This window comes from Providencia lanzhouensis (genome assembly GCF_050469745.1).
Lineage (GTDB): Bacteria > Pseudomonadota > Gammaproteobacteria > Enterobacterales > Enterobacteriaceae > Providencia > Providencia lanzhouensis.
Map to the genome: position 1 here is coordinate 4,092,170 of NZ_CP174123.1, position 22,525 is coordinate 4,114,694.

Here is a 22,525-nt window from a genome sequence, read left to right on the forward strand (position 1 = left end):
CTTAGTACCTTCCCATCATTGAGCGCATATTCATCGGCAGCATTTGCTCTGTTGCTTCAATCACATCACTCGCAGGGATCACGGAGAGATATTTTTTATTGCGGTCTAGCTCATCTCTAGGTGGCATATTTTCATAGTCCCCCGCCCAGAATTTCACCACATTATCGCTCCATGGGCGCCAGAAAATATGGTTAGTGGCACCAAATAAGCAAACGATGGGAGTTTTAACCGCGGCAGCAATATGCATCGGTGCAGAATCGACACCAATAAAAAGGGCAGCATGCGCAATTAATGCGCCTAATTCAGGGAAAGATGTTTTTCCTGCAAGCTCAGTCGTTGGCTTGGTTTGGCAATTCTCCGCAATTTCATTCACACACGCTAAGTCTTCTTTGCTTGGGCCCGATGTTAATACCACTTGATAGCCACGAGACTGCAACGCATCAATGACGGCTGAGAATTTTTCATTATCCCAACATTTAAAAATTTGTCGGGCAGTAGGCTGGATCACGACATAGCTACTGTGAACGCCAAGGTCTAACAGTCTTTGATCAATTTTTTTCCAATCATCTTCCGCATAAGACATGGTTAGGTCTGTTTTGAATTCTTGGATCCCTAACGGTTTTAATACCGAAAGATTATTTAAAACAACATGCTCTCCTTCAGGGGGAGTGAGATGCGTAAAGCTATTTCGCCAAAATTTCGAATCACGATGACCGAAATCGTGTGAAATCTTAGTTTCTGCGGGGATCGCGCGAACAAGTAACGAAACCATCCATTGGTCGGCAAGGTTAACCACTAAATCATACTGATTACGACGTAATTTAAACAGTAGACTTAAAAAGTTGCAGGCTTTGCTCAAACCACCACTTTTCTTACCTTTCATGCCATATAGTGTATGGATCTCTTGGTTTTCCGACAAAATGGGAATGGTGTCCTGATAAAGCAAAACATCAATCTGGGCATCAGGATAATTTTGCTTCAATGAGCTGATAACAGGCGTCGTCAGTAGCATGTCACCATGAAACCGCATCTTGATTACAAGAATTTTTTTATACTGTTTTTTCACCAGGAGCTCTTAATCAGGTCTAGTAGATAAATTGATATGGATATTTGACAATAAAATGCGTTATTAATTCCATGAATACTGAACATGTTACTACGTTCAGATTAATGGTTATAGTTTTTAATCAATATCCCTATGGATAGCCACTTTATGGCTAATTTTTGACATAAAAAAACCCAGCCTAAGCTGGGTTCTTCGTACGCAGAAAGCAAAATTATTTGATTTTTGCTTCTTTGTAGATCACATGCTTACGAACAACTGGATCGAATTTTTTCAGTTCCAGTTTTTCTGGCATTGTGCGCTTGTTCTTCGTAGTGGTATAGAAGTGACCTGTACCTTCAGAAGAAACCAGCTTGATTTTCTCGCGAATACCTTTAGCCATTTTTTAGCTCCTTAGTACTTCTCACCGCGGGTACGCAGTTCAGCAAGAACAGCATCAATACCCTTTTTATCGATAACACGCATACCTTTAGCAGATACACGCAGTGTTACGAAACGTTTCTCAGACTCAACCCAGAAACGGTGAGAGTGCAGGTTTGGCAAAAAACGACGTTTGGTCGCGTTTAATGCGTGTGAACGGTTGTTACCGCTCATTGGACGCTTGCCGGTAACTTGGCAGACTCGTGACATGTCTATTCTCCAAAAATCTAATCAGCTCGAGCTTTTTTGTTCTGGGCTTGACTGCCTCGTCAGGCTTAGGAGCCCATCTCAGCAAACTTTTAAGTGATCAACAAAATATCTTTATCTTAGCAAAAAAATTTACTGAGATAGGCTCTTCTCGTCAAACCCGAGATCCTTAAAGGTGGCGTAGTATACGCTTTCAATCGTTTTCACTCAAGCCCAACACAGCAAAAGTTGTCATTTTTTAGTCAAAAAATAATTTTACAGCCATCCGCGCTCGGCAAATGAGGTGCAAGATTTGTGTCCAACCACAAAATGATCAAGTAATTTAATCCCCATCATGTCACAAGCACTCTGAATTTTCTCAGTAACGTACTTATCTGCCATGCTTGGCTCAGGGTTTCCTGATGGGTGATTATGAGCAAGCACTATCGCTCTGGCATTCATTTTCATGGCAAACCGGATAATTTCTCTTGGATGCACTTCAACGCGATTGATAGTGCCTTTAAACATCTCTTCCTGGCAAATCACCTGATGCTGGTTATTCAAAAATAGCACCATGAAAACCTCTCGCTCCTGCCCTGAAAACAATTCAAGCAACCTCGATTTCAATGTATTGGGGTTATCCATGATGTCATCACAAAGCACTTGCGCAGAAAAACAACGCCTTGCGAGTTCGCTAGCGGCTTGCAACTGACTTAATTTACAAGCCCCCAAGCCTTTGCATTCAATCAGCTTTGCGTAGTCAGCTTGCACTAATAGATAGAGTGAACCAAACTCATGAAGTAAACGCTGAGCAAGTTGTAAAACGGGTTCACCTCGTGTTCCTGTACGTAAGAAAATAGCTAATAACTCTGCATCAGATAATGATGCAGCTCCATATGCCAACATTTTTTCTCGTGGTAAAAGCTCCATGTATTCGTGCATCGACTCATCCTCTTTCACGTCGTTGCCCTCTTTGTAGTCAACCAACATACACAGGGCAATCATATAAACTAGCCTTTGCGTAGCGCTTCGCAAAAATAGCATCGGGATACAAAATCGGCTCTCTCACCAAGCTCATTGATATGGTAAGATGCCCCCCATGTTGACCAAATCGGACAGAGACCATGACTCAACAAACTTCAGTTAACTCATTATTAGGTAAGCGAATTGTTCTTGGTATCAGTGGTGGAATAGCCGCTTATAAAATCCCTGAACTCACTCGCCGACTGCGTGATGAAGGGGCATCTGTACGTGTTGTCATGACACCTGCGGCAAAAGCGTTCATTACACCTCTTACTTTGCAAGCCGTTTCCGGTTATCCGGTCGCTGATGATTTGCTAGACCCTGCCGCTGAGGCCGCAATGGGTCACATTGAATTGGCAAAATGGGCTGATATAATTATTTTAGCGCCAGCTACTGCCGATTTAATCGCACGATTAAGCGCTGGCATGGCGAATGATTTACTTACGACCGTTTGTCTTGCATCTGCGGCGCCTATTGCCGTCGTGCCTGCGATGAATCAACAAATGTATCGCGCTGCAGCAACACAGGATAATTTAATCAGACTGCAACAACGCCAGTGTATGATTTGGGGTCCTGATGAAGGCAGCCAAGCATGTGGTGATGTGGGGCCAGGGCGTATGATTGACCCATTAGCTATCGTGAAATTGGCTGGTCAGCACTTTCAATCATGTTTAGGTCAGCAATCACGTTCAGACCTACAGGGGATTTCAATCATGGTTACGGCAGGTCCAACCCGTGAAGATTTGGATCCTGTACGCTTTATCAGTAATCATAGTTCTGGGAAAATGGGTTTTGCCATCGCGCAAGCTGCCAGTGAACGCGGAGCGAAGGTCACTCTAGTAGCAGGTCCTGTTAATTTGGCAACACCGCATGGTGTAAACCGCATTAACGTGACGAGCGCCCTTGAGATGTATGAACAAGTACACCAGTCTATTACTGAGCAAGATATTTTTATCGGCTGTGCTGCGGTTGCAGATTACCGAGCTAAAACCGTCGCTGAGAATAAAATTAAGAAACAAGGGAATGAAGTTTCCATTACCCTTGTACAAAACCCTGACATTGTGGCAAGTGTAGGAAAACTGACGCAAAATCGCCCTTATGTAGTCGGTTTCGCGGCAGAGACCCAAAATGTCGAAGAATATGCACGACAAAAGCGCCAACAAAAGCAACTTGATTTAATTTGTGCGAATGACGTTTCCTTAGCGGATAATGGCTTTAATAGTGATAACAATGCACTACATCTATTTGATGCCAACGGTGATGTTCGATTACCACACAGTAGTAAAATTGAATTAAGCCACCATTTACTTGACGAGATACTCCAACGTTATGAAAAAGATCGATCTGAAAATTCTTGATGCCCGTATTGGGAACGAGTTTCCACTGCCAACTTACGCAACCACTGGCTCTGCGGGTTTAGATTTACGTGCATGTATTGATGCACCTATCGATTTAGCACCGGGTCAGACTGAATTGATCCCAACGGGTCTCGCTATCCATATTGCAGACGAGCAACTTGCCGCAGTAATTCTGCCACGTTCAGGTTTAGGTCATAAGCATGGTGTAGTACTGGGTAACTTGGTTGGTTTAATCGACTCAGACTACCAAGGCCAACTGATGGTGTCAGTATGGAACCGTAGCGACAAAGCATTCACCGTTGAACCGGGTGAACGTATGGCACAAATGGTCTTTGTTCCTGTTGTTCAGGCACAATTCAATATTGTGGATGACTTTGACGCGAGTGAACGCGGTGAAGGTGGTTTCGGTCATTCTGGTCGCCAATAATGGGCCGACAATAAGTCGAACCTATTCACGTTGAAATACCGAATATAGGCGCCCTACAAGCGTCTATATTTATGAATAAAAACAATCAGTACGGTATTTTTGTACCTCGTGAATGGATTAGATTTGATTATAATCTCTACATATTTTAAACCTGTTTTATTCTGAGTGTGACTTTACTCAGAGCGAAATTTTGGATAGTTTGTCTTGCTGTTTTAGCAGGGGTCTTATCAGACATGGCAGAGAATACAATACAAAAACGTAACAGACGTGATGAGATTTTGCAGGCTCTTGCGTTAATGTTAGAAAGTAGCGATGGCAGCCAGCGTATTACAACGGCAAAACTCGCTGCAACAGTTGGTGTTTCAGAAGCTGCGCTATATCGTCATTTTCCAAGCAAAATGAAGATGTTCGACAGCTTAATTGAATTTATTGAAGATTCACTTGTTTCCCGCATCAACCTGATTTTAACGGACGAAAAAGATACACTTGTCCGAATTAAACTGGTTTTAGCGCTAATTTTAGGTTTCTCAGAGAAAAACCCTGGATTAACGCGTATAATGACGGGTCATGCGCTAATGTTCGAGCAAGATAGGCTGCAAGGGCGCATTAACCAATTATTCGAACGTATCGAATCACAGCTGCGACAAGTATTAAAAGAGAAAAAAATTCGTGATGGACAAGGCTTTATCCATGACGAATCACTATTAGCTTCTCAACTATTAGCCTTCTGTGAAGGTATGCTGTCCCGCTTCGTACGTTCTGAGTTTCGTTACCGTCCAACGGTAGAGTTCGAAGCTCGCTGGCCTTTAATTTTGGCTCAGTTACAATAACCGCTTATTTATACTACTCACCCCGCCCATTATTGGGCGAGGGCTTTTTTTCAATTAAATTCCATACTGCTCACGATACGCTTTCATCGCAGCAAGATGCTGTTGCATATCTTCTTTTTCCGCTAAATATGTAATTAAATCGCTCATTGTGATGATCGAATACACTTTACATCCATAGTCACGTTCCACTTCCTGCACCGCAGAAATTTCACCTTTCCCTTTTTCTTGGCGGTCTAAACACAGCAACACGCCACTCAACGTTGCTTTTTGCTGTTTGATGATTTCCATCGACTCACGAATTGCCGTACCTGCCGTAATCACATCATCGACAACCACAACACGTCCTTGCAGTGGGCTACCCACTAATGTACCGCCTTCCCCGTGGTCTTTCGCTTCTTTACGATTAAAGCAGTATGGCATATCAATATTGTGATGTTCTGCCAATGCGACAGCGGTTGTGGTCGCAATCGGAATACCTTTATAGGCTGGACCAAAAATCACATCACACTCAATGGCACTTTCTTTTAACGCTTGTGCATAAAAACGACCGACAAGAGCCAAGTCACGCCCTGTATTAAACAGCCCCGCATTAAAGAAATAGGGACTCTTACGACCTGATTTCAGCGTAAACTCACCAAATTTCAGTACCTGTTTTTTCATGGCAAGTTCAATAAAATCGCGCTGATAGGCTTTCATTGGTCATTCTCCTCATTAATTAGTATTGGTTTTTTTTTGAAACGACTTTCGCGGCTTATCTTCATCAGTAAACAACTTCATCAATAAACTGCGGGCATAAAAAAGGCGACTTTTCAGCCGCCTATTTAATAATAAATCTATTTCAGCGCTTCTCGCTGAGCTTCGAAAATGGTGTCTAGCCCCGTTTTCGCTAATGCTAGAAGAGCTAAAAGCTCTTCATGACTGAACGGTTCGCCTTCTGCGGTACCTTGTACCTCAATCATTCGGCCATCATCCATCATCACGACGTTCATATCCGTTTCTGCAGCAGAATCTTCAACATACTCCAGGTCACACAGCGCTTCTTGGTTAACGATACCAACAGACACCGCAGCAACCATGGATTTCAGAGGGCTTTTCGCTAATTTACCTTGAGCAACCATGTTGTTCAGTGCATCAACCAATGCAACACACGCGCCTGAAATCGCCGCAGTACGTGTACCGCCATCCGCTTGGATAACATCGCAGTCCAACGTAATGGTATGCTCGCCAAGTTTTTTCAGGTCAACCGCCGCACGTAATGAACGTGCGATCAGTCGTTGAATTTCCATAGTACGACCGGTTTGTTTCCCTTTTGCCGCTTCACGTTGGTTACGGGAGTTTGTTGCGCGAGGTAACATACCATATTCTGCGGTTACCCAACCTTGACCCTGACCTTTTAAGAAACGAGGAACACCCTCTTCAACAGTCGCGTTACATAACACCTTAGTGTCGCCAAACTCAATAAGAACAGAGCCTTCCGCATGCTTTGTATAATTGCGCGTAATTTTTATTGGGCGCATCTGGTCTGCTAATCTACCTGCTGGGCGCATGGTGTTATCTCCGTTATCAACTCAAATTGGCACGTATTATACGTTGTTAATCGGATAATGCCTATCCTGTCATCCGTCATAGCGCTATAATCCTGTTATCTTAATGAATGATAGGAACGAATTATGATCCGTAGTATGACTGCTTTTGCCCGCCGTGATATCAAGGGTGAATGGGGGAATGCGGCTTGGGAGCTGCGTTCCGTAAACCAGCGTTATTTAGAAACCTATATCCGTTTACCCGAGCAATTTCGCAGCTTAGAGCCAGTTATCCGTGAACGCCTTCGTTCCCGTCTAACACGTGGTAAAGTCGAATGTAACCTACGTTTTGACTTAGATAGTGCTCACCGTGGTGAGTTACTGCTCAATGAAGATTTAGCTCGCCAGCTGATTAGCGCAGCGAACTGGGTAAAAAATTACAGCCATGAAGGTGAGATTAATCCGTTAGAAATCTTACGTTGGCCAGGAGTGATGTCCGCGGGTGAACAAGATTTAGACGCGATTAGTGAACAACTAATGGCAGGCTTAGATGAAACTATCGATGCCTTTATCCAAAGCCGTGAAGCAGAAGGTGCAGCGCTGCATAGCCTTATCGAGCAACGTCTGGATGGTGTTTTGGTTGAAGTTGCCAAAGTTCGCCAACATATGCCTGAAATCCTGCAATGGCAACGTGACCGCCTGCAAAGCAAATTAGACGAAGCTCAAATTCAAGTGGATAACAACCGCTTAGAGCAAGAGCTTATTTTGCTGGCTCAGCGTGTTGATGTCGCCGAAGAGTTAGACCGACTAGAAGCTCACGTCAAAGAGACGCGCAATATCCTGAAGAAAAAAGAAGCCAGCGGTCGTCGTCTTGATTTCATGATGCAAGAATTTAACCGTGAATCAAACACTCTTGCCTCTAAATCTATTAATAGTGAAGTGACTAACTCTGCTGTTGAACTCAAAGTGCTGATTGAGCAAATGCGCGAACAGATTCAGAATATCGAATAAAAATCACTTTTCAGAGTAACTTCAAGCCAGCTTATTCACTGAATTTGCTGGCTTTTTTATTAAATCAAACTCAACCTTAACCCGCTTTTGCCATTTCCAACGGTTTCTCACGCTGGTGCTTATAATGGAAAGAGAAGTAGAAGATCACGGCCAATATTACGGTGTAGGACGAGAACACCAGCCAGATTGACTGCCAATCCTTCACACCGTCCACACTAAAGTAGTCAACGACCAATCCGCTCAATATCGCCCCAAAATAGGCACCCACACCATTCACCATGGTCATAAACAATCCTTGAGCACTAGCACGCATACGGTGGTCTACTTCCTGCTCAATAAAAATAGAACCGGAAATATTAAAGAAATCGAACGCACAGCCATACACAATCATCGACATAATTAAGAACATCAAACCGATAGTCGATGGGTCACCGAAGGCAAAGAAACCGAATCGCAATGTCCATGCCAACATACTGAGCAGCATGACGGTTTTAATACCATAACGCTTTAAAAAGAATGGGATAGCGAGAATAAACGCCACTTCCGCCATTTGGGAAACTGACAGCAAAATCGACGGATACTGAACAATCAAACTGTCTTGATACAGCGGATTACGCGCAAAATCATGCAAGAACGGGCTACCAAACGTATTGGTAATTTGCAGAACCGCACCCAGTAGCATCGCAAACAGGAAAAATACCGCCATAATCGGCTTTTTGAACAAGACTAATGCATCTAACCCAAGCTTGCTCATCCAACTGGTGGTGATAGCCTGCTTATTTACCGCCATTTTTGGTAATGTCAGGGAATACATCGCGAGCAGCAACGAGCAACTTCCCGCCACATACAGCTGCATACTGCTCAACTCAAATTTCAGTAAGCTAATACTCCACATCGCTGCAATAAACCCTACGGTACCAAAGACACGAATTGGCGGGAAATTGGCAACAGAGTCTAGCTGATACTGACTTAGCGATGAGTAGCTAATGGTGTTCGACAAGGCGATAGTCGGCATAAACGCCATTGCATTGATTAGCATTGCCCAGAACATCACTGAAGGATCCGCCACCGTCGCAGCGTAAAACAACGAACCGGCACAAATAATATGGCAAAGCATATACAGACGGTTTGCAGGGATATATTTATCCGCAATGATGCCGATTAATCCGGGCATCAAAATAGCGGCAATCCCTTTCGAGCTGTACACCATACCGACTTCAGCCCCTGAAAAATCCAAGGTTTTCATCATGTAGGCACCCAATGTCACCAGCCAACTTCCCCAAACAAAATATTGTAGAAAAAGCATGACCTTTAAACGAGACTTAATATTCATACTAGGCTCCGTTTGGAGTGAATTTGGCGGGTAACATTCTCCGCTCGGCGATAACGCCCCAAAGGAAAACCGCTCCCGCACTGTCTTTCTATTAATTTGATAAAAAGCTTAATTTGATAAAAAGCTTAACTTGATAAAAAGTTAGAAGCGCTCAATCACACCCGTCACTAATTTTAAGAAGGTTGCCTTCACTTTTTCTGCCGTTTCAATCACTTCATCATGGCTTAAAGGCTGTTCTAAAATGCCGCATGCCATGTTGGTCAGGCAGGAGATACCGACTGTTTTAATCTGAGAATGGTGAGCCACCAGCGCTTCAGGTACTGTCGACATACCCACCGCATCAGCCCCGAGAGTTCTGATCATGCGAATTTCGGCTGGTGTTTCATAAGTTGGTCCCGTCCACCATGCGTACACGCCTTGGCGCAGAGACACGCCTTGCTCCTTCGCAACATCCAAAATCGTTTGGCGCAGCTCTTTGTTGTACACTTCGCTGACATCAAGGAAACGTACGCCCAGCTCTGGATTATTTGGCCCCATTAATGGGTTATTCGCCGTCAGGTTAATATGATCAGTGATAACCATCAGGTCGCCCGGGTTAAAGTCCGTATTCACCGCACCACAGGCGTTGGTAATGATCAATTTTTCCACACCCAGCGCTTTCATTAAACGCACAGGGAATGTCACTTGATCCAGCGAAAAACCTTCGTAATAGTGGAAACGACCTTTCATCGCCACCACAGTTTTGCCTGCAATCGTCCCGATCACTAACTCGTTCGCGTGACCTACTGCCTCAGACTTCGCAAAATGGGGTACTTCGCTATAAGGAATATGCACCGCATTTTCTAACGTATCAGCAAATGGGCCTAATCCAGACCCTAAAATGATCCCAACAGTAGGCTTCATATCCGTACGAGATTGGATAAAACTTAAGCTTTCTAAGATATCTTTGGTGTTGTGCATAATGCGCTCCGCAATCAAATCAAATAAAGAAGATGATTGGGATAATAACGTAATTAGAAAATCTAACAGCGATCTTAATCTCATTTTGAGAAAATGTTGATAAACATGATATCTGTTAAAGTACTCGCCATGTGAATCTGTTAATCTTGAATGATTAGCTTTATAGCTGGATATTCCACTAGCGAAAATAGGAGGGGAACAATTGTTACACCGTTTATTGAACGAATTTCGCACATCCAAAAATTCCAAAACGCAAAAACTCAAAACGCTGTATCGACTGATCCTTAACCACGGACCAATCCGGGCGGAGGCGCTAACCTCCCTCGCGAATATGAAACCCGCGACCTGTGCTAGGCTCCTCGATGAACTGAGCAAATGCCAATTACTCTCCACTTCAGAACTTGGGGAATCAACAGGAGGACGCAAACCCATTTTGTACAGCGTCAATCCAGCTGATGGCTATTTAATTGGCATTGAGATGAGTGATATCTACTCTACGATTGTTCTGCAAAATCTGAAGTTAGACATTCTTGGCAAAGTCAAAATCAAGTATGAGCACCTCGAAACCGCCGAAAATATGCTCGACCATCTATTGGACAACGTCGATGACCTACTTGCTGAGCATCAGTTAGATACTCAAAAAATACTGGGTATCGGCATTGCCATCGACCATATTTTAGAACGCGATAAAGTGCCTTACTCTGACTACAGCGCACGAATTCAGGCGCTATATCAATACATTACCCAGCGTGTTCCCTGCTTTGTTCTGCTAGGAAGTGGCATCAGCTTCGCGGCCTTTGCGGAGTACCGTTTACGCTACGCCTCTGATAGCCAACGGTTCTTACTCACCACTTGCGACACCGACATTCGCAGCTCGACCATTATCAATAACCAATATGCCCCAACGCCGATAAGCACCGCTCAAGCTTTTGGACACACGACTATCGATATCAATGGTCAGCGTTGTGAGTGCGGCTCGTTTGGCTGTTTAAAACAGTACAGTTCATTGCACGCCATTAAGTCTCGCGTGATTCAGCATTTAAGACTTGGCAAACCCTCGGTCATTAACCAACTCGTCAAATCTGAAGATGAAATTAACTATCACACGATTTTTCAGGCGCTTGCCCAAAATGATGAGGTGTGTCTTAAAGCCTTAGAAGAAGCTGCTTATTACTACGGTATCGCGATTGCCAACGCGGTATTAATTACTCAAGCGGATGTGGTGGTTTGCGGCGGAACACTCACGCCAAAAAACCATTTCTTTGAGATGACCAAAAAATCCATTGAGCAAAAACTGTCGATTTTCCCGCATATCAAACCGCGTATTTACCCAGCTAATGATTCTTATGAAATCGTCGCTCAAGGTGCAGGTGGGATGGTGATGGAAAGCTATCTATCTGAATGACGACGGATACAAATAAAAAATGCCCCAACCTGTGGGGCATTTTCATTATAAATCACCGCTGACTATTTTAATCTTAGTCATTACCAAACAGATCGCGGGTATAGACTTTATCCGCCACATCATCCAGTTCAGGTACCATACGGTTTGCCAGAATAATGTCGCTTTCTGCTTTGAAGGCTTCTAAATCACGAATAACTTTCGAACGGAAGAATTCCTCTTCTTTCAGTACTGGTTCGTAAACCACCACCTCAATCCCTTTCGCTTTGATACGCTTCATCACACCTTGTACGGCAGAGGCACGGAAGTTATCAGAGCCCGCTTTCATCACTAAGCGATACACACCGACTTTACGCGGCGCTTTGGCAATAATCGCATCCGAGATAAAGTCTTTACGCGTGCGGTTAGATTCGACAATCGCGTTAATCAGGTTATTTGGCACATCGTCGTAGTTCGCCAACAACTGCTTGGTGTCTTTCGGTAAGCAGTAGCCGCCATAACCGAATGATGGGTTATTGTAGTGGCTGCCGATACGTGGGTCTAAAGAGACGCCTTCAATGATTTGACGCGCATTTAAGCCACGGCTTTCTGCGTAAGTGTCTAATTCGTTGAAGTACGCCACACGCATCGCTAAGAAGGTGTTGGCGAACAGTTTTACTGCTTCGGCTTCAGTCCCGTCAGTAAACAGCACCGGCACATCTTTTTTAATCGCGCCTTCTAACAATAAGTCAGCGAAAATCTGTGCGCGTTCTGAGCGCTCACCCACCACGATACGGGATGGGTATAGGTTATCCCACAGCGCACGACCTTCACGTAAGAATTCTGGGGAGAAAATCACGTTGGTGTAGCCAAACTCTTCACGCAGACGCTCCGTAAAGCCCACTGGAATGGTGGATTTGACGATAATGGTCGCTTCCGGGTTCAGTTTGTTCACATCATGAATGACGGATTCCACTGAATTGGTGTTGAAGTAGTTCGTTTTTGGGTCGTAGTCTGTCGGGGTCGCCACAATCACGTATTGCGCACCCGTATAGGCTTCGACTTTATCTTCGGTTGCACGGAAATTGAGTTGTTTTTCCGTGAGAAACTGTTCGATTTCGGTATCGATAATTGGGGATTGCTTATTGTTAAGCATCGCCACTTTTTCAGGAATGATATCCACCGCCACCACTTCATGGTGTTGGGACAGTAACATGGCGTTAGACAGACCGACGTAGCCGGTACCTGCGATTGCTATTTTCAAACTTGCCTCTCAAATCCTTCTGCGGATATTTCAGGTGGTAAACTATATTGATGGTAAATCGTATTGATGACCGATATTAACGGTGATAATACGACTTGTACCAATCAACAAACGCCTGAACACCCTGTTCAATAGAAACTTGTGGGCGATAACCGGTGACGTTAAACAGGTCTTCGGTGTCTGCCCATGTCGTGTAAACATCTCCCGCTTGCATCGGTAAGAAGTTCTTAATGGCTTCTTTTCCTAACGCATTTTCCAATGCAGAAATAAAATCAATCAGCTTCACAGGCTGCCCATTACCAATATTATAAATCCGGTAAGGTGCACTGCTTTGCGCTGGCGAATCTGAGCGATTTTGCGGGTCTGCTTGCGGGATTATATCTGAAACACGGATAACACCTTCGACAATATCATCAATGAAAGTGAAATCACGGCTCAGATCGCCGTTATTATAAACATCGATAGGTTCACCCGCTAAGATAGCTTTGGTGAATTTAAACAGTGCCATATCAGGGCGTCCCCACGGACCATACACAGTGAAAAAGCGTAAGCCTGTCGTCGGGAGCTGATAAAGATGCGAATAAGAGTGCGCCATTAACTCATTGGCTTTTTTGGTCGCAGCGTACAATGAGATAGGGTGATCGGTGGACATGTCGGTGGTGAATGGCATTTTATCGGTCACGCCATACACTGAACTCGAAGAGGCATACACCAAGTGTTTCACTTTCGCTTGGCGGCAACCTTCTAAAATCGCCAAATGCCCATTCAAGTTACTGTCAGCATAGGCAAATGGGTTTTGTAATGAGTAACGCACCCCTGCCTGTGCGGCAAGATGGATAACGCGGTCAAAATTCTCTTGAGTACACAGCACCAGCACTTTTTCGCGGTCAGTGATATCAAGAGGAATAAACCGGAACTGCGGATATTGTTCAAGAATATGCAGTCGAGACTGTTTCAATCCCTGATCATAATAGGCGTTCATATTATCGATACCGATAACTTCATGCCCACTTTCTAACAGTCTTTGACACAATCTAAAACCAATAAACCCGGCACTTCCCGTGACCAAATATTTCATATTCGTTATCTTCTTACGTTATTAAATGATGGTTTATCAACATTCTAGCACTAATTAGAGATAAACTACTTGGTCTCATCTTTATTGGCGACACCGAGCACATGATAAACATAGTGGCGATAACCATCGAGTAACTGCTTATCTTCACAGTCATTCAGTTTACCGTCGCATAAATGGCGCATCTTAATATTCGCTTCATAGAACGGCGAAACTTTCAAATTTGCGCGTTCCAATAACATTCCACCAAGGAATGAAATGTCCGTTAACTCACCTGTTTTAATTGCGGTACCCGCTTTGAGATTATCTCTTAGGGTAAACTGTGTCGCATAAGCAGGAGACGATAATGTGGACTTATATTTGTCCAAACTGATCCCCGGTTGATGGTCACCAAAATAGAGGAACATCAGTGGGCGCTGACGCTTTTCCATAAACGAAACGAAATCACGAATGGCCGCATCAGAATGGACGATTTTTTCCATATAATGGCTAAATTCGCCTGCGGAATCTTTATTATCTAGCTTATCTTTAATTCCATAGTCATCACTGTGACCTTCTTTATAAGGTCCGTGTTCATACATGGTTAATGCAAAAATAAAGACGGGCTTGTCCGTTTCTGTTGCCAAAATTTCTTTCACGTACTTCAGCATATCTTCCGTGCTGATCGTCCATAAATTATCTTGCAACTTGCCTGGATAACCTAACTCTTGAGGCTGAATGATACGGTCAACGCCCATCGTTTCATAAGCGTGACCAGAATGATAAGCCCCTTTATTAAACGGCGTCAGGACAACCGTGTAATAACCGTTGGCTTTCATCTCTTTAAATAAGCTGTTATTTAAATGGTCGACCACAAAATAGAACACACCGCTTTTTTGTGCCCCGAAATCATCGCTATTTAACCCCGTTAATGCAGAAAATTCAGATAACCATGTTCCACCACCGAAGGTTTGTACGCGCATCGGACTATGTGCAATCATATTGGCATCTTGCTGGAACATAAATAACTCTGGCAGTTTAGTCCCAGCAGGTAAATCATAAACTTTTGGATCAACCGTGGATTCTTGTAACAACAGCAGAATGTCAGGCTTTTCGGTTTGTTCATTCTTCGCCAAAGAAACATTCGCCGCTTTTTGTTCAAAATAGCTCGCATCACCCACAAAATGCGGTGATTTGTATTTCGCATTCTGTGCAGACATCACCAAGTTAGTCACTGTACCACGACCTTTCGGCAACATTTGTGACCATTTATCAAAGTAATGCGTACTTGCCCAATCCGCCCCAAAGTAACCAACGATAACCATGAGCACACTAACCACACGTGATATCTTGCGTTTACATGGTGTCGATAAGCGCCAACTGATCACACCGTTGATGATAAGCAGAATAAATAACGCAAGTACCGCCACGCCCGCCAACCAATAGTGACCTAATGTCCCTAAGTTGGAGGTATCCGTCATCAAATTAATATCAGTGAAGAAAAGTTGCTCTTTATAATAGTGAACTTTTAACTGATTAAAGATTTTGATGATAATAAACAGGGTACTCGTAATAATTGCAGAGAAAACCCAACGAGCAGTGACTGTAAATAAAACACCGAATATGACAGCGTAAACACAAATGGAAATCAGACCTGGATAGATAACGCCACTTTTTTCAAAGACTAAAAACAGCGAGCCAATAAAAATCAGCGCCAGATAAATACTCGCAATTAGTTTTTTATTCATTTGACTTCCACAATTCACAAAAAGGTATCAAGGTTAACAAAACTGCCAACATTATAATGGCGAAAACCCTACAATTTATTCAACAAAAATGCCTTTGTCTCGTAAATAATGCCCATCTTCTTTACGACGAGTAAAGCCACTTTTATCAAAGAACTCGAGAATTTGAATCGCAAGTTTACGACCAATACCCAGTTCATTACGAAAATCAGCGGCAAAAATCACCTCGTGATCAGCACAATGACGTGAAATAATTTGGGCAAATTGGCGGATCTGTTCGCTGCTATAATACCTATCGCGCACAATCGCTACGATCATCCCCATTTGTGCAGCTTTTTTCAGTATACGGCGAATAGTATCTTCATCGTGACCTGTTTCTACGGCAATATCGCGTACCCAACGAGCTTCAGGATGCGAGAACAGCCCTTCCACTTGTTGCCAAATACCTTGCTGCTTGGCATCAAACACTAACCCATGCTGCGGCATATGCAACCAGCCACGAGTCTGCTTAATCACCCCCTCGGCAATCAAATCATTAATCAATTTGAATACCAAGGTTTCATCCATCGTAGGCAGCGCCATTCGTTTCAATCGCGCTTTACCGACACCAATCTGGTCGCTATGAACTTCATTGAAGTTTTCGAGGGATTGGGTCAGCTTATCTTTGGCAACCTGCGCTTTAAACGCAGAAAGTACGACATCGCCGACACGGACAATATCAACTTGTTCCAACAAGGAATCTAATGCCGACTGAGTTAACTGGCGCGACCAACCGTAACTGTTTAAGTCTAGCTCACCGCTGGGTAACTGTAGGTTAAGCTGCGCCAGCTCATCATCCGTTGCACATAAACGGGATAGCCAATCCAGAAACTCAGGTTGTCTCTTACCACGACGCGGAGACACTAAGCGGATCACTCGCGCACCAGCAAGGGTTTGCCGCGCACTAATATCGCGAATAATTAATCTGTCATTATCCACCAGCCACAGTGGCGTATCTAAAATCAGCTCTGCCAACATTGGTGTTTCGCCCGATTCTGTCAGCAAAGAGACTCGCCCTGTAATGTGACTTGCACCGTGGTATAAATGCACGGGTTGCCAATGTTTAAGTGGCGCATCACAAGTCAGTTCCACTATCACCCGAGAGGCGATAAAAGCAGGTTGCTCGGCCAGCAGCCAATCACCACGGGTTATCGACTCTTTATCGATATTCCCCGTTAAGTTAAGCGCGACGCGATCCCCTGCTTGAGCAAACTCAGCCACTTGGTTTTGGCGATGAATCCCACGAATACGGACTGGAGTATCCGCCCCCGTCACCCATAAGGATTCACCCACATTCACTTTACCCGCTAGCGCCGTTCCTGTGACTACAATCCCCGCCCCTTTCACATGGAAAATACGGTCGATGGCTAAACGAAAGCGCTGTTGCAGGTTAGTAGAAGAATTATGTTGTTGGTGCAGTTGCTGTAAGTATTGACGCAGTGCATCAATGCCAAGCCCTGTACTTGCTGAAGTGATAAATAGTGGCGCATTCAACCAGCCTTGGCGACGCAGTTCCGCGTGAACCTGCTGAGTGACCTCTGCCACTCTCGACTCATCAACACGGTCGGCTTTGGTTAAAATCACCGAGACATCTTGGCAACCCGCAAGCCGTAAAATCGACAAATGCTCAAGGGTTTGCGCCATTATTCCATCGTCGCACGCCACCACCAGTAGGGCATGATTAACCCCACCGATCCCCGCCAACATGTTCGCGAGAAATTTTTCATGTCCGGGAACATCAATAAAACCGATTGAGCTACCGTCAGATTGCGGCCAATACGCATAGCCAAGGTCGATGGTCATTCCGCGTTTCTTCTCTTCTGGAAGATGCGCGGTGTTCACGCCTGTCAGCGCTTGAATTAACGATGTTTTACCATGGTCAACATGACCGGCTGTCGCAAAAATCATGACAATAACGCCTGCACTAACTCGTGTTCATCCTCAAGACAACGTAGGTCTAGCCACAATTTGCCCTCTTTTAAACGTCCGATCACAGGCTGAGGTAATTGACGCCAACGGTTGGCAAGACGCTCTAAATTACCGCCTTTTCCATCAAGAGGCGCGAATGTAATCGCATAGCTGGGTAATCGGTCAACAGGAAGAGAGCCGCTACCAATTTGTGATAAACAAGGCTCAGCCTCGACAAAGAAACGATCCCCATAATAAGCTTGCAGCTTCACGAGGATATTTTCGGCACTCTGCCTAATTTCTTCTTGGGAACGTGTTAGCCAGCGTAATGTCGGCAGTTCAGTGGTAAGTTTTTCAGGGGTTAAATAGAGTTTTAGCGTCGCTTCTAACGCAGCAAGCACCATTTTATCTACGCGAAGGGCACGTTTTAAGGGGTGTTTTTGAATGGCATCAATCCATTTTTTCTTACCGAGAATGATCCCCGCTTGAGGCCCTCCCAGCAGTTTGTCTCCTGAAATAGAGACTAAATCAATGCCTTGAGATAAATACGCTTGTGGCATCGGCTCCGCAGGCAATCCATACGCGGTCATATCAATCATCGACCCACTGCCTAAATCAATCGCCGTTGGTAATTGGTATTTTTGCCCTAAAACAGCTAGCTCTTCCCCTTCAACTTCCGCGGTAAAGCCTTCAATACTGTAGTTACTGGTATGCACCTTCATTAACAACCCAGTTTGGTCATTAATGGCATTTTCATAATCCCGTAAATGGGTTCGGTTCGTGGTACCCACTTCAACCAATTTACAGCCTGCCTGAGCCATCACATCGGGAACGCGGAATGCGCCCCCAATTTCCACCAGCTCACCGCGAGAGACAATCACCTCACGCTGCGGAGCTACCGTGGCTAATAACAGTAAAACCGCCGCCGCATTGTTATTCACAATACAAGCATCTTCTGCCCCTGTTAGTTGGCACAGTAAGTCAGCAATAGCACGGTCACGATGCCCTCGCGTTGCACCATCAAGAGAATATTCTAAAGTGACTGGCGAGCTCATCACTTGCGAGACCGCATGGATGGCGGTGTTGGACATCACCGCACGTCCTAGATTGGTGTGCAACACAGTCCCAGTCAAATTAAAGACGTTTTTTAACGCGCTGTGTTGCAATTCATCATGGCGAACAGAAAGTTCTGCTAACCAATCACCGTGCCAATCCGGTAAGCATCCGTCTTGTGCGATAGATGCTCGCGCTTGTTCCTGCATTTCACGAAGACATTCCGTAACCCAATGCAGACCCGATTTCTCTACCAACACCTGCGCTTCATCGAATTGCAAAAGCTTATCGATGGCAGGTAGCTGGCGGTATAGCGCGACATTTGATTCATCCATAGTCACTCTTCTCTTTCTTACTGTGCAGCTAACAGATTATTTTTCGCCAGGGAATAAGAACGGGTTAATGCTGCTACGAGCAAAACCTTCTTCTTCCATACGTGCATCTAAAATGATCGAAGCTAAATCATCCGCTACCGCTTCCACTTTGGCTTCTTTCTCTTGGTATAAGACTTTCAGATAGCTACCACAGTCACCGCAACTTTCTGCTTTCACTGCCGCATTTTCATCATCCAGAGACCAGTAATTCAGGTCACGAGTTTGTTCGCAGTTACTGCATTTCACACGAACCATGTGCCACTCTGTTTCACACAGTGTGCAGTGCAAATAGCGTAAGCCTTGACTAGTCCCAATTTGTACAATGCTAGAAACAGGCATGCTGTTGCACACTGGGCAGTAATGACGGTGATCTCCGTGTTCTGCGCGAGCTTTACCTGGAATATTGGCCGCCATTTGTGCCCAATAGACAGACAATGCCGCCCAAATGAACATAGATTTATCCGCAGGGACTTTTTCAAACTGTTCGTTTAACAGCGCAGTTGCCATCTCTTCGAGTTCAGCTTCTGATGCTTTTTCTAAGTTTTCCAAGGCAGTACGGACAGAATCTGGCACGATCGGCATCAATTCGGCGATGATTGAACGTAATAATTTGTGCCAGTGATCCGTGCGTGGGAATGTTTTTGCATCTAATGGTGCAGTATTCGTTGCCATTGAACGCGCTAAAACCGCTTCCATATCCATCTCTAATGGATTGTCATGTTGCGCATTATTTTGTGCCGTTGCCACTTCCGCAGCGAAGTTCAGATAATCTGCAAAAGGATGTTCACCAACGCCTAACTCTTTTAATCTTTCTGCGCGACGTTGATAAAGGCTTTTTAAATTCGGGAATAAAACAGGCGGAATAAAACCGATGCCTTTCTCTTTTAATCTCTCTTGACCTAATTCTTCTTTCGGGACGATACGAATACCCATTGCTCTCTCTCTTTTATATTTTTTATAACAACTTACCCCGAGAAATTGCCTATTCGCATTTCCCCGCAAGCCTCTAAGAAAATATTCGATTAACCAGCAAGTCTTGCCGTTTTACCCGTCAGGATAAAACAAAAGTCGCTGATAGGCTACTCTAGCCCTCCGAATATTCACCGTTGTTAACCCTGGTTTGTATGTGGAAATAACAAATTGGTATTAGGGCATTTTTATTTGATATAACTACTGTTATTTCCATGATGTTAATCCAATTGGCACATATAATAGTGTGCTCTCTATCCGCATCATAAAGGGCAACAATATGACGTCATTATTTCACTTCGAAGCGAAGTCTCACACACCCTTCTTTTTATTGCTTGCCTTTATTGGCGGATTTGTCGATGCCTGCTCATTTGTCATCTTTGAGGTATTTACTGGCCATCTGACGGGAAATAGCATTTTAAGTATGATTTACCTCGCCAAAATGAATATTGGCATGTTGCTACTCTCTGCAATTTCCATATTAGGATTTTTTGCAGGAACATTTTTGGGTTCTTGGATTCGGCTCAAGCATAGCGCAATCGTGTTATACCGCTTTGTTCTAGGTCTGGTATTTTTAATATTTAGTGGTGTTTTCACTATTTATTTTTTCATCCAGCCTTTGTATTCACCTGATTTAGCCATTTTGCTGATCAGCTTATCAATGGGAATTCAAAATGGTTATTTTAATAAGGCAGGAACAGTTGGGATCCACTCCACCTATGTCACCGGCATGACCACATCCTGCATTAATGCCTTTTTGAAAAATGTGCCCGGGGACAGTAGCAAAAAAGTTTTACTCTTGGCTGTACTCTCTTTTATTACGGGGGGATTAGCGGGCGGGGTTTTATCGGTGAATTACCAATATGTCGGGTTTTCTGCCGTATTAGTTCTCTTGGGATGTGCGCTAATTTACAGCTTCACAATCCGTGATTAGCACTATCTATTTTAGTGATAAAAAAAGCCCACAACCAATGTTGTGGGCTTGATTCATCGAGAGAAAAACACTTAGTTTTTCTCTTGCTGCTCTTGTTGCTGTTTCTCTTTAGCAACTAGCTCGCGGTACCAACGTGGGTGGTGCTTTCTCGCCCAACCACGTGTTACCCAACCTTCAACCATCGCACGCACAGAGCCTTTGACCCAAATTGCCGCATACGCATGCACAACAATCATCAGGATCAAGCCAATGGCTGACAGCGAGTGAATAAGAATCGCTGCACGGTACACTGGGATTGGGAAATAGTCCGCGAAGAATGGGCGCCACATAATCACGCCAGTGACAACCAATGCCAGTAAGCAGATAGTGACCACCCAATACACCCCTTTCTGACCGAGGTTATATTGGCCTACGTCGCCAGCTTCTTCGTTTTTCAGTACCTTACCGATATTTTTCCCCCACTTGATATCTTCTTTATTAATGAAGTTATGGTGGAAATAACGGAAGAACATAAAGACGAACAGCAAGAACATCGCCGTCCCCACAAATGGATGCAAAATTCGAGACAGTTGTGGCGTGCCTAAAATGTTCATAAACCAGTTCAGCGATGGGAAGAAAAAGCCCAGCCCGCTGATAGCCGTGAACAAGAAGCAAATCACAACCGCCCAGTGATTAATCCTTTCAATCGGTTTGTGGCGAATAATTTTGTCGTTATCATCTGGCATCATTTCTGATCCTCCCCTTCTTTTGATTTCGAAGTGTCAGACGACATTGCGTTATGCAAATCTTCTAGAGCCTCTTCTTCATCTTTCTTGGAGACGCGGTTTGGACCAATTCCCACATAGTGGAAAATTGCCGCCGCAAATGTTGCCGCAAAACCAACCGCAGCAATCGGCTTCCAGATACCTTTCCAGAAGGTAACTGTTGGGCTGATGGTCGGGTTTTCTGGTAATCCGTGATACAACTGCGGCTTATCTGCATGGTGCAATACATACATAACGTGCGTACCGCCCACACCTTGTGGATCGTATAAACCTGCGTTTGCATAACCACGAGTTTTCAGCTCTTCAACACGCTCGCCAGCCATGCCAATCATGTCTTCTTTGCTACCAAAATGGATAGCGCCAGTTGGACATGTTTTCACACAAGCAGGCTCTTGACCGACTTCAACACGGTCGACACACAGCGTACATTTGTATGCGCGGTTGTCTTCTTTGTTTATGCGTGGCACGTTGAACGGGCAACCCGCGATACAGTAACCACAACCGATACAGTGTTCAGATTGGAAATCCACGATACCGTTTTTATACTGGACGATTGCGCCTTCTGATGGGCATGCTTTCAGGCAGCCCGGATCAGCACAGTGCATACAGCCATCTTTACGGATCAGCCATTCAAATTTATCGTTCTCTTCCACTTCAGAGAAGCGCATTACTGTCCATGACTTAGCGGTTAAATCCGTTGGGTTGTCATACACCCCAACGTTTGTTCCGATTTTGTCGCGGATATCGTTCCATTCGGAACACGCAACCTGACACGCTTTACAGCCGATACAGGTTGTGACGTCAATCAGCTTTGCAACTTCTTCCTTATAGTCCCGCACCTGAGGTGCGGGCGTCAGGGAATTGGTGGCCGAGCGACGAATAATGTCCTGAGATTGCATTGACATA

The 22,525-nt window shown here is 44.5% G+C and carries 22 protein-coding genes; 6 read left to right on the top strand and 16 right to left on the bottom strand.

Features of this window, described 5'->3' with window-relative positions; all coding sequences use genetic code 11:
- Position 1: 1 nt before the first annotated feature.
- The 4 genes from rfaQ to radC form a co-directional block, all read right to left on the bottom strand.
- Positions 2–1,066 (bottom strand): lipopolysaccharide core heptosyltransferase RfaQ, encoded by a 1,065-nt coding sequence (gene rfaQ, locus ACIH2S_RS19200; RefSeq protein WP_036950725.1) that lies wholly within the window; start codon positions 1,064–1,066, stop codon positions 2–4.
- A gap of 211 nt (positions 1,067–1,277) precedes the next feature.
- Positions 1,278–1,445 carry a 50S ribosomal protein L33 gene (gene rpmG, locus ACIH2S_RS19205; RefSeq protein ID WP_004265124.1) on the bottom strand — a complete coding sequence of 56 codons (168 nt, stop codon included), beginning with the start codon at positions 1,443–1,445 and terminating at the stop codon, positions 1,278–1,280.
- Positions 1,446–1,456: 11 nt separating this feature from the next.
- On the bottom strand, positions 1,457–1,693 hold the full coding sequence (gene rpmB / locus ACIH2S_RS19210; protein WP_004265123.1) for a 50S ribosomal protein L28: 237 nt from the start codon (positions 1,691–1,693) through the stop codon (positions 1,457–1,459).
- A gap of 252 nt (positions 1,694–1,945) precedes the next feature.
- Positions 1,946–2,611: a RadC family protein gene (gene radC, locus ACIH2S_RS19215; protein WP_036950916.1), complete on the bottom strand. Its 666-nt coding sequence runs from the start codon at positions 2,609–2,611 to the stop codon at positions 1,946–1,948.
- Positions 2,612–2,793: 182 nt separating this feature from the next.
- Between radC and coaBC the strand changes: the two genes are divergently transcribed.
- From coaBC to slmA, 3 genes are all read left to right on the top strand, one after another.
- Positions 2,794–4,050, top strand: a complete 1,257-nt coding sequence (gene coaBC, locus ACIH2S_RS19220) for a bifunctional phosphopantothenoylcysteine decarboxylase/phosphopantothenate--cysteine ligase CoaBC (RefSeq protein ID WP_108479138.1) — start codon at positions 2,794–2,796, stop codon at positions 4,048–4,050.
- The gene (dut, locus tag ACIH2S_RS19225; protein WP_154599592.1) at positions 4,022–4,477 is read left to right on the top strand and encodes a dUTP diphosphatase; all 456 of its coding nucleotides are present in this window, start codon (positions 4,022–4,024) and stop codon (positions 4,475–4,477) included. Before coaBC ends, dut begins: the two co-directional genes overlap by 29 nt.
- Before the next feature lie 233 nt (positions 4,478–4,710).
- Positions 4,711–5,307, top strand: a complete 597-nt coding sequence (gene slmA, locus ACIH2S_RS19230) for a nucleoid occlusion factor SlmA (RefSeq protein ID WP_036950718.1) — start codon at positions 4,711–4,713, stop codon at positions 5,305–5,307.
- A gap of 54 nt (positions 5,308–5,361) precedes the next feature.
- Here slmA and pyrE read toward each other — a convergent pair whose 3' ends face one another.
- Together pyrE and rph are read right to left on the bottom strand one after the other, a co-directional pair.
- Complete coding sequence (gene pyrE, locus ACIH2S_RS19235) at positions 5,362–6,003, bottom strand: orotate phosphoribosyltransferase (RefSeq protein ID WP_108479136.1); 642 nt, start codon at positions 6,001–6,003, stop codon at positions 5,362–5,364.
- Between the two features lie 137 nt (positions 6,004–6,140).
- On the bottom strand, positions 6,141–6,854 hold the full coding sequence (gene rph / locus ACIH2S_RS19240; protein ID WP_036950714.1) for a ribonuclease PH: 714 nt from the start codon (positions 6,852–6,854) through the stop codon (positions 6,141–6,143).
- A 123-nt stretch (positions 6,855–6,977) separates the two neighbouring features.
- Between rph and ACIH2S_RS19245 the strand changes: the two genes are divergently transcribed.
- A complete protein-coding gene (locus ACIH2S_RS19245) occupies positions 6,978–7,841 on the top strand; it encodes a YicC/YloC family endoribonuclease (protein WP_036950712.1) in 864 nt (287 codons plus the stop codon).
- Between the two features lie 76 nt (positions 7,842–7,917).
- Here the strand turns inward: ACIH2S_RS19245 and ACIH2S_RS19250 are convergent, their stop codons facing one another.
- Both ACIH2S_RS19250 and ACIH2S_RS19255 read right to left on the bottom strand, forming a co-directional pair.
- The gene (locus tag ACIH2S_RS19250; protein ID WP_036950710.1) at positions 7,918–9,174 is read right to left on the bottom strand and encodes a nucleoside permease; all 1,257 of its coding nucleotides are present in this window, start codon (positions 9,172–9,174) and stop codon (positions 7,918–7,920) included.
- Positions 9,175–9,315: 141 nt separating this feature from the next.
- A complete protein-coding gene (locus ACIH2S_RS19255) occupies positions 9,316–10,134 on the bottom strand; it encodes a purine-nucleoside phosphorylase (protein ID WP_036950708.1) in 819 nt (272 codons plus the stop codon).
- 202 nt (positions 10,135–10,336) lie between these two features.
- Here ACIH2S_RS19255 and ACIH2S_RS19260 point away from each other — a divergent pair, with 202 nt between their 5' ends.
- Positions 10,337–11,539, top strand: coding sequence for an ROK family protein (locus tag ACIH2S_RS19260; protein ID WP_036950706.1), 1,203 nt, complete (start codon positions 10,337–10,339; stop codon positions 11,537–11,539).
- 73 nt (positions 11,540–11,612) lie between these two features.
- Here the strand turns inward: ACIH2S_RS19260 and ACIH2S_RS19265 are convergent, their stop codons facing one another.
- From ACIH2S_RS19265 to fdhE, 6 genes are all read right to left on the bottom strand, one after another.
- Positions 11,613–12,779 carry a nucleotide sugar dehydrogenase gene (locus ACIH2S_RS19265; protein ID WP_108479135.1) on the bottom strand — a complete coding sequence of 389 codons (1,167 nt, stop codon included), beginning with the start codon at positions 12,777–12,779 and terminating at the stop codon, positions 11,613–11,615.
- A 76-nt stretch (positions 12,780–12,855) separates the two neighbouring features.
- The gene (locus tag ACIH2S_RS19270; RefSeq protein WP_108479134.1) at positions 12,856–13,857 is read right to left on the bottom strand and encodes an NAD-dependent epimerase; all 1,002 of its coding nucleotides are present in this window, start codon (positions 13,855–13,857) and stop codon (positions 12,856–12,858) included.
- Positions 13,858–13,922: 65 nt separating this feature from the next.
- On the bottom strand, positions 13,923–15,581 hold the full coding sequence (locus ACIH2S_RS19275; protein WP_036950700.1) for an LTA synthase family protein: 1,659 nt from the start codon (positions 15,579–15,581) through the stop codon (positions 13,923–13,925).
- Between the two features lie 75 nt (positions 15,582–15,656).
- Positions 15,657–17,525 carry a selenocysteine-specific translation elongation factor gene (selB, locus tag ACIH2S_RS19280; protein WP_108479133.1) on the bottom strand — a complete coding sequence of 623 codons (1,869 nt, stop codon included), beginning with the start codon at positions 17,523–17,525 and terminating at the stop codon, positions 15,657–15,659.
- Entirely contained in the window at positions 17,522–18,913 is a 1,392-nt protein-coding gene (gene selA, locus ACIH2S_RS19285; protein WP_154634506.1) for an L-seryl-tRNA(Sec) selenium transferase, read from the bottom strand. Before selA ends, selB begins: the two co-directional genes overlap by 4 nt.
- A gap of 36 nt (positions 18,914–18,949) precedes the next feature.
- The gene (fdhE, locus tag ACIH2S_RS19290; RefSeq protein ID WP_036950693.1) at positions 18,950–19,885 is read right to left on the bottom strand and encodes a formate dehydrogenase accessory protein FdhE; all 936 of its coding nucleotides are present in this window, start codon (positions 19,883–19,885) and stop codon (positions 18,950–18,952) included.
- A gap of 316 nt (positions 19,886–20,201) precedes the next feature.
- Between fdhE and ACIH2S_RS19295 the strand changes: the two genes are divergently transcribed.
- Positions 20,202–20,855 carry a YoaK family protein gene (locus tag ACIH2S_RS19295; protein ID WP_036950690.1) on the top strand — a complete coding sequence of 218 codons (654 nt, stop codon included), beginning with the start codon at positions 20,202–20,204 and terminating at the stop codon, positions 20,853–20,855.
- Between the two features lie 71 nt (positions 20,856–20,926).
- On the opposite strand, the gene fdoI is transcribed toward ACIH2S_RS19295, so the two are convergent.
- Both fdoI and fdxH read right to left on the bottom strand, forming a co-directional pair.
- Entirely contained in the window at positions 20,927–21,583 is a 657-nt protein-coding gene (gene fdoI / locus ACIH2S_RS19300) for a formate dehydrogenase cytochrome b556 subunit (protein ID WP_036950687.1), read from the bottom strand.
- Complete coding sequence (gene fdxH, locus ACIH2S_RS19305) at positions 21,580–22,524, bottom strand: formate dehydrogenase subunit beta (RefSeq protein WP_036950684.1); 945 nt, start codon at positions 22,522–22,524, stop codon at positions 21,580–21,582. The genes fdoI and fdxH overlap by 4 nt, the downstream gene beginning before the upstream one ends.
- Position 22,525: the final 1 nt, after the last annotated feature.